12 protein-coding genes and 1 pseudogene are annotated in these 12,156 nt (G+C 36.1%); 6 read left to right on the top strand and 7 right to left on the bottom strand.

Annotated features, from left to right (window positions below):
* Window positions 1-23: 23 nt before the first annotated feature.
* The 6 genes from rseP to yhbY all read right to left on the bottom strand — a co-directional run bounded on the left by rseP (window position 24) and on the right by yhbY (window position 4,982).
* Window positions 24-1,337: an RIP metalloprotease RseP gene (gene rseP, locus BMX01_RS05280; RefSeq protein WP_064082911.1), complete on the bottom strand. Its 1,314-nt coding sequence runs from the start codon at window positions 1,335-1,337 to the stop codon at window positions 24-26.
* A 6-nt stretch (window positions 1,338-1,343) separates the two neighbouring features.
* Window positions 1,344-2,213, bottom strand: coding sequence for a phosphatidate cytidylyltransferase (locus BMX01_RS05275; RefSeq protein WP_064082912.1), 870 nt, complete (start codon window positions 2,211-2,213; stop codon window positions 1,344-1,346).
* 17 nt (window positions 2,214-2,230) lie between these two features.
* On the bottom strand, window positions 2,231-2,947 hold the full coding sequence (uppS, locus tag BMX01_RS05270) for a polyprenyl diphosphate synthase (protein ID WP_074647896.1): 717 nt from the start codon (window positions 2,945-2,947) through the stop codon (window positions 2,231-2,233).
* Window positions 2,948-3,109: 162 nt separating this feature from the next.
* Window positions 3,110-3,817, bottom strand: coding sequence for a hydroxyacylglutathione hydrolase (gene gloB / locus BMX01_RS05265; RefSeq protein WP_064082913.1), 708 nt, complete (start codon window positions 3,815-3,817; stop codon window positions 3,110-3,112).
* Window positions 3,818-3,866: 49 nt separating this feature from the next.
* Window positions 3,867-4,595, bottom strand: a complete 729-nt coding sequence (locus BMX01_RS05260; RefSeq protein ID WP_231087435.1) for a phosphatase PAP2 family protein — start codon at window positions 4,593-4,595, stop codon at window positions 3,867-3,869.
* Between the two features lie 72 nt (window positions 4,596-4,667).
* The gene (gene yhbY, locus BMX01_RS05255; protein ID WP_010945096.1) at window positions 4,668-4,982 is read right to left on the bottom strand and encodes a ribosome assembly RNA-binding protein YhbY; all 315 of its coding nucleotides are present in this window, start codon (window positions 4,980-4,982) and stop codon (window positions 4,668-4,670) included.
* Window positions 4,983-5,092: 110 nt separating this feature from the next.
* Here yhbY and BMX01_RS05250 point away from each other — a divergent pair, with 110 nt between their 5' ends.
* Window positions 5,093-5,851 carry a glycosyltransferase family 2 protein gene (locus BMX01_RS05250; protein ID WP_064082914.1) on the top strand — a complete coding sequence of 253 codons (759 nt, stop codon included), beginning with the start codon at window positions 5,093-5,095 and terminating at the stop codon, window positions 5,849-5,851.
* A gap of 39 nt (window positions 5,852-5,890) precedes the next feature.
* Here BMX01_RS05250 and BMX01_RS05245 read toward each other — a convergent pair whose 3' ends face one another.
* Complete coding sequence (locus BMX01_RS05245; RefSeq protein ID WP_064082915.1) at window positions 5,891-6,925, bottom strand: glycosyltransferase family 9 protein; 1,035 nt, start codon at window positions 6,923-6,925, stop codon at window positions 5,891-5,893.
* Between the two features lie 208 nt (window positions 6,926-7,133).
* Here BMX01_RS05245 and argG point away from each other — a divergent pair, with 208 nt between their 5' ends.
* The 5 genes and pseudogenes from argG to purF all read left to right on the top strand — a co-directional run bounded on the left by argG (window position 7,134) and on the right by purF (window position 12,112).
* A complete protein-coding gene (gene argG, locus BMX01_RS05240) occupies window positions 7,134-8,465 on the top strand; it encodes an argininosuccinate synthase (RefSeq protein ID WP_064082916.1) in 1,332 nt (443 codons plus the stop codon).
* A 106-nt stretch (window positions 8,466-8,571) separates the two neighbouring features.
* Window positions 8,572-9,444 (top strand): VirK/YbjX family protein, encoded by an 873-nt coding sequence (locus BMX01_RS05235; protein ID WP_064082917.1) that lies wholly within the window; start codon window positions 8,572-8,574, stop codon window positions 9,442-9,444.
* A gap of 14 nt (window positions 9,445-9,458) precedes the next feature.
* Entirely contained in the window at window positions 9,459-9,920 is a 462-nt protein-coding gene (gene rnhA, locus BMX01_RS05230) for a ribonuclease HI (protein WP_064082918.1), read from the top strand.
* Window positions 9,921-10,073: 153 nt separating this feature from the next.
* Entirely contained in the window at window positions 10,074-10,586 is a 513-nt protein-coding gene (locus BMX01_RS05225) for a CvpA family protein (protein ID WP_064082919.1), read from the top strand.
* Window positions 10,587-10,600: 14 nt separating this feature from the next.
* A pseudogene (gene purF, locus BMX01_RS05220) lies at window positions 10,601-12,112 on the top strand (amidophosphoribosyltransferase).
* Window positions 12,113-12,156: the final 44 nt, after the last annotated feature.

Below are 12,156 nucleotides of genomic sequence, written 5' to 3'. Positions count from 1 at the left end.
ATGAGCGAAATTAACCGCTATAATTAAAAATGAATAACGTCATTAAGTAAGGTAAAGATCATTAAAGCCAATACAAATACAGCACCTAATTGTTGAAAACGTAATTGAAAATTTGTTGATATAGGTTTACCTTTTATGGCTTCTGTAGCAATCAAGACTAATTGACCACCATCTAGTGGTAGAATTGGAAATAAATTCATTATACCTAAATTGACACTGATCAGCGCCATAAAGCTTAGATAATATATCCAGCCAATTTCTGCAGTTGTACCCGCACCTTTTGCCATAGAAATAGGACCGCTCATATTTTTTAATGAGAGGTCTCCCGTGATTAAATTAGCAATAAATTTAAGTATGGTTTTAATTAAAGCGGTTACTTTTTCAATGCTTTTTTGTAATGCAGTAAGCATATCATACTTTAATTCTGTTCGATACTTATCTGTGAGAGGTTCATAGTGTGGCACAATGCCGATTATATAGCGGTCGTCTTTTTTTTCCGGTTGAATTAACAATTGCTTTTGTTCATTGCCACGTTGAACTAATAAATGAATTGGACGACCTGTTTTAACTTCAGTTATAAGATAATACCAATCAAATGGTTGTTGATTAATAGTTAAAATTAGATCTCTAGCTTTTAAACCAACGTTATTTGCTGGCGAATCATCAATGATTTGTTTTATTTCTGGTTTTATCGTTGCTTTTTTAGTTTGAATACCCAAGCTTTTTAATGGGTTTTCTTTAGTGCTGTCGATATGCCAGGTGGAAAGATCGAGATAAAAAGATTGCATTCGACTTTCATCTATTAATGAACCTTCAATTTTAATATCTTTGGAGCCAATTAAGCTAACTAAGGTAAGCGTGACTTCATCCCAATCTTGAACTTGTTTACCATCAATTTGTTTTATTTCAAATTCTGTCGGTAATTTAGCGGCGGCGGCAATACTATTTGGCGTGACTTCAGCTATGACGGGTTTGAGTGTCGGCATACCATGACTAAACACTACAAAATAAGCCAAAACAGCAAATAATAGGTTAGCCATAGGCCCGGCTATGATAATAAATGCTCTTTGTAAACCGGATTTTTGGATTAGGGATTGTGTTTTATCCGCGTTAATGGATTCATTACCTTCCCACATTTGTACATAGCCACCAAGTGGAATTAAGGAAAAAACAAACTCAGTTCCTTGTTTATCTACCTTTTGAAATAGAACTTTACCAAAGCCAATCGAAAAGCGAAGGACTTTTACACCACAACGACGTGCTGCCCAAAAATGACCATATTCGTGTACAAAAACCAGTACACAAATTAAAATTAAGAATGCAAGAATAGCGGTCATAATATCCTATAATACAAAAAAGAATAAGGTGGCAAAAAATGGAATGGCTGCAGTTAAACTATCAATGCGATCTAAAATACCGCCATGGCCGGGAATTAAATTACTACTGTCTTTTATGTTAGCTTGCCGTTTGAACATACTTTCTGCTAAATCACCTAAAATTGAAACGGCGACTGTAGCAACCGAGACTATAATAAAGGGGAGTGTTTCAAATTCGCGACCCAAAATATTATTTGGTGTTAGTTTTAGGAATAATAAAGCCATCACGCAAGAAGTGACTAAGCCCCCTAATGCGCCCTCCCAAGACTTACCGGGTGATACTTTAGCGGCTAATTTTCGTTTTCCAAATGCTCTTCCGAAGAAATAAGCACCAGAATCAGCACACCATACTAATAAGCATACATAAAGTAATAAGTACGCGCCTTGAAATTGATTGAAGGCGTAGTTGTTGAATCGTAATGCAAGTATTGCAATAAAAAATGGGATTAACGTGCAGAAGCCAAAAATAAATTTTGCTGTAATAGATTTAGACCAAAGGCTAGCTGATTTTGGATAACTGATCACTAAGCCAAATGCGATTAGCCACCAACAACAAGAGATGAATAATAAAGGAATCGTTTGATCCGTTAAAAAACGACCGGCGCGGATATAATAAGTATTAGCAAAAATCAGCAGAATAAATAAGCATATTGTCACAAAGGTGATAATTGCGCGAGAAAGTGACCGCTTAAAGCCTGCAAATTGGGCCCATTCCCAGATTGCAGCGGTAATAACTGCTGCTAAAATTAATGTGAATGGGAGTGGAGAAAGTAAAAAAATGCCTGCTAATACGGCGATAATCATTGCTATAGCAGAAAGTATGCGTTCTTTAAGCATTAAAAAAATCCTATTAGTTATTCACAGCCACCAAAACGGCGTTCTCTTTGTTGATAAGCATAAATAGCTTCGCTGAAGCTTGTTTCATCAAAATCAGGCCATAATACATCGCTAAAAAACAGTTCTGCATAGGCAATTTGCCAAAGTAAAAAATTGCTGACGCGTTGTTCACCACTTGTTCTAATGAGTAAATCGACAGGAGGTTGTTCAGCTGTTACTAATGCACGTTGAACTTTTTCAGGGGTAATATCCGTCACGGATATTTTACCTAATTTGACTTTTTCTGCGAGTTTTTTTGTTGCTTCTGTGATATCCCAGTGACTACCATAATTAGCCGCAATATTAAGTGTTAGCCTTGTATTGTGAGCAGTTAACGTTTCTGATTCAATGATACGTTTTTGTAAACTATCACTAAATCTAGTTTTATCGCCTAAAATATTTAAGCGGATATTATGTTTGTGTAGTTTACTCACTTCAGTATTTAATGCCTGTATAAAAAGCGACATTAATGCGGATACTTCTGTAGCGGGGCGGTTCCAGTTTTCACTGCTAAAGGCATACAATGTAAGTACTTTTATACCGTATTTAGCCGCAAAGCGTACAGCAGCACGAACAGCATTAACACCATTTTGGTGACCAAAAACACGTAACTTACCTTGTTTTTTTGCCCAACGCCCATTACCATCCATAATGATTGCAACGTGTTGAGGCATATTTGAAGGATCAAAATTCACAGAAGTTTCCACTTTTTAAAGATAAAATGATTAAAACAAATGCCGATAACTATAACATAGGATAATACGCTAAGATAGATATACGAAAGATTGACAATGGAAAACGAAAAAAGTTTGTAAGAATTATGCTAAATCGCAAATTTTCACGTTCCTATTTCAAGATTAATATTGATCTTTTTGTTGGCGTAGCGTAATAAACTCGGCTAAATTATCCGCTTGTAAGAAAGGATTAATACGTAGTTCCTGTTTTATGGTGGAAGGAAGTGTTGGTTGTTGCTGTGCACGTAAAGTTTCTGCTCGTGCTTGAGCTTCCCGTATATCATTATTATTGGGCAAGACGCTGGCAGCAAATTTTAAATTAGTTAAAGTATATTCATGCGCGGGAAAAACCATGGTACTTTCCGGTAAATTCTTAAAGCGTTGTAATGTGTTAAATTGAGCTTGATAATCGCCAGTAAATACACGGCCACAACCAGCAGAAAAAAGGGCATCGCCACAAAAAAGATATTGTTGTGCAAATAGAAAGCTTATATGTTGCGCAGTATGGCCAGCACTGTTTATCACTTCAACATCAGAATTCAATAAGTGTAAATGATCACCCGCTTGCACAATATGATTAACGTATTGTGCCACTTCATGTGAACCATAAATCGTTAAGTCAGGGTATGTAGCTTGTAATCTAGCAATACCACCAATATGATCTTCGTGATAATGTGTGATAAGAATAGTGGTCAGATTAAGTTTATTTTTTGCCAAAAAGTGAAAAACAGGATCGGCTTGGGCAGGATCAACAATAATCACTTCCTGACCTTGTTGAATAGCCCAAATGTAATTATCTTGTAAGGCAGGAATAGCGGTAATCTTTAACATATTTATTTCCCTAGAGGAGTTAATAATACTTTTATTTAAGAATAGCACATTAATTATTGGTGAATAATCGCCACTTTTTAAAATAAGGTAATAGCCATATAAATAGCATAATGTGGAATAACCAAGCAATTAACGTACTGGCTAATAAATCAATAGGAAAATGCATTCCTAAGCGTAATCGGCTAATTAGCATTAATGCTGACCATACTACAATGAATATTTGGCTGACTCTCGCGAATCGGTTTTTTATGCCGAATAATAAACCGCTAAATAATAATAGCCAAGAAACAGAAAAAATAGTGTGTCCAGAAGGAAATGAATAGCCGGTTTCGTGCATGCGGTGCTTGATAATTAGCGGGTATTTACTTTGTTGATAATATCGTTGCACAATCATAGCACGTTCAGACCGATCTAACTGATAAAACGCTTGTGCTTTATCTCCCATCATTTGCTGAACATAAGGACGAGGTTCTGCAAATACATTTTTAGCGGCGGTTTTGATTAATTGGGTGCCAAACATGGAAATCACACACAGCGTGCCAATTAAAATCCAAGAATAATGCCGACGAGTTAATGCTATTAACCATAACGTTAATATTACACAGGTTATTGCTGCATAAGGCACAGAACCCGTTTCAGTTAAGCAATATAAAAAATGATCAACATCAGCATGTAAAATTTGATCATCAATCCAACGCCAATTAATCGCCCAAGTAATGAATGGAATTAATAACATCAAAAAGGTATAAAAAGAAAGTCGTTTTATCACAGTGATCATCTCTTAGCAGGAATAAAACAATCCACGTCTTTCCATAGCTTGAGAGAAGTGGATTGATATAGGGGAATAAGATTAGATTGATTTTGTAGCTTTGGGTAGGCTAATTTTTTTCTCATCGCTTTGACGGAACAAAACTAAAATATGCCCGATTGTTTGGATATTAATCGCATTTGTTTCACGGATAATAGCATTAATAATTAATTGCTTCATCTCACGATCAGCACCTGCAATTTTGACTTTAATTAATTCATGGTGTTGCAGTGCATTATCAATTTCTGCTAACACGCCTTCAGTTAAGCCATTGCCACCTAACATCACTACAGGACTTAAGTGATGGGCTAGGCCTTTTAAAAATTGTTTTTGTTTTGTAGTTAATGTAATTGACATTAGATTAAATCCGTTAATAGTAAAAATTTGGCGTAGAAAATAGCACAAAAGGGGCGGATTTTAAAGTAAAATGCAAAAGCCCAACAAAATACTTAGCAAAAGGAAATATTATGCCAACATTAACGGTTGCAATGATTGTAAAAAACGAAGCACAGGATCTTGCAGAATGTCTTAAAACGGTTGACGGCTGGGTTGATGAAATAGTGATTGTCGATAGTGGTAGTACTGATGATACATTAAAAATTGCCACGCAATTTAATGCAAAAGTATATGTTAATAGTGATTGGCAAGGTTTTGGTCCACAGAGACAATTTGCTCAGCAGTATGTAACGAGCGATTATGTTTTATGGATTGATGCGGATGAACGTGTTACACCCGAATTAAAAGCCAGTATCTTACAAGCGGTTCAACATAATCAGAAAAATACAGTGTATAAAGTCAGCCGCTTAAGTGAAATTTTTGGCAAAGAAATTCGCTATTCAGGTTGGTATCCTGATTATGTAGTAAGGTTATATCCTACCCATTTAGCTAAATATGGTGAAGAATTAGTACACGAGAAAGTGCATTATCCTGCGGATAGCCGGGTAGAAAAATTACAGGGCGATTTATTGCATTTTACCTACAAAAATATTCATCACTATTTAGTGAAATCGGCTAGCTATGCAAAAGCGTGGGCAGTGCAACGGGCTAAAGCGGGTAAAAAAGCAAGTTTGTTAGATGGAGTAACACATGCAATTGCTTGTTTTCTGAAAATGTATCTGTTTAAAGCAGGTTTCTTAGATGGTAAGCAAGGCTTTTTACTTGCCGTTTTGTCAGCCCATTCTACCTTTGTAAAATACGCTGACTTATGGGATCGTACACGGAGTTAAGTGCATCTATATTGATAGCTAACTATACTGATTAAATAATTAAGATAATTGCCACATTTTTTTGATAAATGGAATCACGCTAGTTAAGGCTTGTTCGATAGAGATCAGCATTAAATCCATTTCATATTGTTTACCGGTAGGGGGACAGAACGCAAGGTGTTTATCTACTTGGTTAATTGGTCGCCACCGTCGTGGTGTCGCGGACAAACGGCTTGGATAAAAACCAACGGTTGGAATATTTAAGCCACCTGCAATATGTAAAGGGCCGGTTGAGCCAGCAATAAATAAATCAGCACAAGCTAAAGAACGTGTAAAATCCGCTAACCCATCATTTTTATCATAGATAACTGTATTTTGGTCAGTCAATTTTTCAGCTAATTCGACCGCTCGTTCCCGTTCACCTTTACCCGCAGTCAAAATAACTTGGCACTTGATAGCAGACTGAATACCATTAATTAATGTCGCATATTGTGCAATGGATAAATTAGTGGCGGATCCGCCGGTTGAGCTATGTACAAACAACCATTTACTAGCGGTGGAAATAGCAAGATTTTTAGCCAATTTAGCTTTTTGATGGCTGATTATTTCATCAGTAAAGTGTAAGTAAGGAATCTGAGGCTCAACAGGCTGAATATGATGATCGATTAAAAACGCACGCGCTAAGTCTAGATTATATTCTGATTCTGCTTTAATCGATTGTGAACGGCGTTGTGTTAAGCGATGGTTATACAAAAATTGAAAGAGTTTAGTGGCAGGGGCTAATCGATAGCGAATACCACTTTGCCAAGTCAGTTTGGCATTATACCAAGTAGATACAAAACAAATAACCCCATCAAATTGCCCATTTTGGACCGCTTGTCGCATCTGTTTAAATGCGGTTGGATCTTGTTTATCTGTACTATCGATGATCAGATGGTCAATCGCCGGACACAATTCTGCGAGTGGAGCGGTATAATTAGGCACTAACGCAGTGATTTGAATATTGGGCATAGATTGTTTCAACATCATAAATGCAGGAAAACAAAGCATAAAATCACCGATTTTATCATTTCGAATGACGAGCAGTTTTTTCATTATCGTTGGATCCTTTTGAACATTTTTTATATTTTAGCATTTTTCTCAGCGGAGATTGCAAAAAATTAAGTAAATTAGACCGCTTATTATTCGTTATTGGCTTAAATTTTAGATGTAATTTTTATTTATTTGAAATAGAATAACTAGAATGTCGTAAACGCAACCGTTTGCTTCAGAGTTTCCACGCATAAAGATTATAGGAATTAGTATGTCAGCAACGATTTTAGAATCTCTCCCATTAGGTCAAAAGGTTGGTATCGCTTTCTCAGGTGGTTTGGATACTTCAGCCGCGTTACTTTGGATGCGTAAAAAAGGTGCAATACCTTATGCATATACTGCCAATTTAGGCCAACCAGATGAAAATGATTACAATGCAATTCCAAACAAAGCGATGGAATATGGTGCAGAAAATGCCCGCTTAATTGATTGTCGTACTCAATTAGCTCACGAAGGAATTGCCGCAATTCAATGTGGAGCATTTCATATTTCAACAGGTGGTATTCCATATTTCAATACTACACCGCTTGGCCGAGCAGTAACAGGCACAATGCTTGTGGCAGCAATGAAAGAAGATAATGTGAATATTTGGGGGGACGGTTCGACGTTTAAAGGTAATGATATTGAACGTTTTTACCGCTATGGCTTATTAACTAATCCAAAATTAAAAATTTATAAACCTTGGTTAGATCAGCTTTTTATTGATGAGCTTGGCGGTCGTTTTGAAATGTCACAATTTTTAATTTCAAACGGCTTTGATTATAAAATGTCTGTTGAAAAAGCATATTCGACTGATTCAAATATGTTAGGCGCTACCCACGAAGCAAAAGATTTAGAAGAACTTGGCACGGATATGAAAATTGTCAAGCCAATTATGGGCGTTGCATTTTGGGATGAATCGGTTGACATTAAACCAGAAATTGTATCGGTCACTTTAGAAGAAGGGATCCCTGTTGCTTTAAATGGTAAACGGATTGATGATGCAGTTGAATTAATCTTAGAAGCAAACCGTATCGGTGGCCGTCACGGCTTAGGTATGTCAGATCAAATTGAAAACCGTATTATTGAAGCAAAATCACGTGGAATTTATGAGGCGCCAGGAATGGCAATATTACATATTGCTTATGAGCGTTTAGTGACGGGTATTCATAATGAAGACACGATAGAACAATATCGTATCAATGGCTTGCGTTTAGGGCGCTTATTATATCAAGGTCGTTGGTTTGATCCTCAAGCGTTAATGTTACGAGAAACGGCACAACGTTGGGTCGCAAAAGCAATTACGGGCACGGTAACATTAGAATTACGGCGTGGTAATGATTTCAGCATTTTAAATACTGAATCGGTTAATTTAACTTATCAAGCAGAGCGGTTAAGTATGGAAAAAGTCGAAGATGCACCTTTTACCCCTGCTGATCGTATAGGTCAATTAACTATGCGTAATTTAGACATTGTTGATACACGTGATAAACTAGCTGTTTATACGGACGCAGGTTTATTATCTGTACAAAATAATGTTATTCCACAATTGAATAAAAAATAACGCTATCCTACGATTTTAGTTATTGTGTATAAGGAAAGCCCGTACCTAATGTTGAATTAGGTACGGCTTTGTCGTTTATATATATTTAGATTTTCAAGGAAAAATAATGAAAAAAACGTATTCGTTTCCGACATTTAGCCAAATGTACGCTAATGAAGCAAGAATCGTGAAAAAGGTAAAAGAATATATTCGTTATCAATTCAGAACGATCTTATGTAATAAAGAACGTCAGCAGTTTGTACACTATCTTCAGCATAATACACGATGGCAACCTTTATTTAATCATGAACCTTACCGAGTTAATACGCTCTTAGAAAAATATTGTAACCGATCATTTAATAAATCCGAACGGCTAGAAGCGATCTTAACTAATTTTATGTTAATGGAAAAATTATTGCCTTTAGCGCTTTGTAGAGCATTAAGTGAGGGTAAAAGTATAGAAATGGCTAAGTTAACAGATAATTTAAAGATTTGTCTGATGGCGAATCAACTTGATCCATTAGAAGGATTTTGGGCGATCACGTTAAGAGATCATCAAGATATGATGATTTATCACGCAAGTTTTTCTTTTATTAAGCCGAATGGCTTACTGATTGCATCTATTCAAGGAACTAATCAAGAAGATGCACAAGCGATGATCAAAAAAGTAACTAAAGAATTGCATGGCGTTCGCCCAATGTTTATGTTGATCACCGTATTTAAATTATTGAGTCAGCAGTTAAATGTAGAATTATTCGGCATTGCACATAAAGATCAAGTTAAATATCGTTGGAATGATCATTCTCGTTTATTATTTAATTATGACCAATTTTGGCAAGAAAACAATGCACAATGTAATGGTATTTATTGGCAGATTCCTAGAGAGTTAACACTCAAGCCATTAGCCGAAATTGCGAGTAATAAACGATCAATGTATCGTAAGCGTTATATGATGTTTGAACAATTAGCGACAAGCTTAACTCAGTTAGTGCAAAACTAGAAGCGGTTAAAAAAATGAAATCAGTTAACATTTTTACCGATGGTTCTTGTTTGGGAAATCCTGGTCCTGGCGGAATTGGTGTAGTATTACGTTATAATCAGCATCAGAAAAAAGTGAGTCAAGGATATTTTCAAACAACGAATAATCGTATGGAATTACGTGCAGTAATTGAAGGGCTTTTAATGTTAAAAGAAGCCTGTAATGTAACCCTTTATTCAGACAGTCAATATATGAAAAATGGGATTACTAAATGGATCTTTAAGTGGAAAAAATCGAACTGGAAAACAGCAAATGGTAAAGCGGTGAAGAATAAAGATCTTTGGTTATTATTGGATGAAAAAATTCAAATACATTCCATAGAATGGAAATGGGTAAAGGGGCACTCAGGTCATTATGAAAATGAAATATGCGATGAACTGGCTAAACTCGGCGCAAATAACCCAACATTAGAAGATGTTGGTTATCATCCCGCATAATATATGCAAACGGTTGGATTTTGCTAAGAATTTGCAGAAATAAACCACTTATTATTTTTTTGTAACATATTTGTTTCGTTTTTTATTATTTTTGCACTACGCAAACGTTTTCTTTTTTTGTAAAATATAGGCGATTCGCCTTTTGGGGTTTTTATGATTGATACAATTATCATTAGCTTAATTGCTTTTTCTATCTTAGTTAGTCTTTGGCGAGGATTTATAAGTGAAGTGCTTTCTCTTTCAGGATGGATTGCCGCTTTCTTTGTCGCGAGTACGTTTTATCCTTATTTGAGCAGTTACCTAAATGAAATTGATTCAGTTTATCTTCAAAATTCAGAATACTTACGTAATGGCATAGCGGCGGCTATCTTATTTATTACCACATTAATTTTATGTGGGATTGTTAATGCATTACTAAGTAAAATTATTAACACCACAGGTTTATCTGTGACAGATCGAGTATTGGGCATTGCTTTCGGAGCATTACGCGGTATTTTGATTGTAGCCGCTATTTTATTTTTCATAGATACTTTTACAACATCAAACCAAACTGAATTATGGCAGGAATCTCAACTTATTCCGCATTTCGATTTTATTGTGAAATGGTTCTTTGAACAATTACAAGCTAATTCAAGTTTTTTAAATTCTACGACTACTACTAAATAGAGAGGTTTTTAATTATGTGCGGCATTGTCGGCATTATTGGGAAATCGCCAGTCAATCAGGTGATTTATGATGGATTAACATTGCTTCAACATCGTGGTCAAGATGCGGCAGGTATTGTGACCATTGATGAAGAAAATTGTTTCCGCTTACGCAAAGCAAATGGCTTAGTAAGCGATGTATTTCATCAAGAACATATGCTGCGTTTGCAAGGAAATGCGGGTATCGGTCACGTACGTTATCCAACGGCTGGATCATCAAGTGTATCAGAAGCTCAGCCTTTCTATGTGAATTCACCTTTTGGTTTAACCTTAGTGCATAATGGCAACTTAACGAATAATAGTGAATTAAAAGAATGTCTTTATAATGAAGCTCGACGCCACGTGAATACCAATTCAGATTCTGAGTCTTTATTAAATATTTTTGCACATTATCTTGATCAAAATACTACCGCTTATTTAACGGCTGAAAATATTTTTGAAACAGTTCGTAAAACAAATGAAGTGATTCGTGGCGCTTATGCTTGTATTGCTATGATTGTAGGACACGGTATGGTCGCTTTCCGTGACCCATTTGGAATTCGACCGCTTGTTTTAGGTAAACGCATGGTAGCGGGTCAAACTGAATATATGTTTGCTTCTGAAAGCGTTGCGCTTGATATTGTTGGTTTTGAATTTGTACGAGATGTGCAACCAGGAGAGGCAATTTATGTTACCTTCGATGGTGAATTATATTCCGCTATTTGTGCCGATAAGCATAAATTAAACCCTTGTATTTTTTAATATGTTTATTTTGCGCGCCCAGATTCCGTGATCGATGGTGTTTCAGTCTATAGCGCACGAGTACATATGGGAGAATTACTTGGCGAAAAAATTAAAAATGAGTGGGGAAGATTGGTTGATGAAATTGATGTTGTTATCCCTATTCCTGAAACATCTAATGATATCGCAGTCCGCATTGCTAATGTTCTTTACAAGTCATATCGTCAAGGATTTGTCAAAAATCGTTATGTTGCCCGCACCTTTATTATGCCTGGACAAGCACAACGAAAAAGCTCTGTTCGCCGTAAATTAAATGCTATTCCAACGGAGTTTAAAGGCAAAAATGTATTGCTAGTTGATGATTCAATTGTTCGGGGAACTACGTCAGAACAAATTGTAGAAATGGCACGCGCAGCAGGTGCTAAAAAAGTTTACTTTGCTTCAGCCGCACCAGAAATTCGTTATCCGAATGTATATGGCATTGATATGCCAACTTGCGAAGAATTAGTCGCGTATAACCGCTCTGTGGAAGACGTGGCTAAAATGATCGGTGTGGATAAATTGATTTTCCAAGATCTTGATGCACTGTATAAAGCTATTCAAACAGAAAATCCTAATATTGATAGTTTTGATGCTTCGGTATTTACGGGCAAATATATCACCGGTGATGTAGATAAAAATTACCTTGATGCAATTGCTTGTGCCCGTAATGATAAAGCCAAAGTCGCGAAACAAGCAACCAATTTAGAAATTCATAACGAAAGCTAATCTATATAACAAAGCGCTTAATTCTTCACAAATTTAAGCGCTTT

Origin of the sequence: [Haemophilus] ducreyi, assembly GCF_900109315.1 — a bacterium.
Taxonomy (GTDB): domain Bacteria; phylum Pseudomonadota; class Gammaproteobacteria; order Enterobacterales; family Pasteurellaceae; genus Haemophilus_B; species Haemophilus_B ducreyi.
Note: the sequence above shows the minus strand (reverse complement) of the source record. Positions and strands in the feature narration are given on the sequence as shown.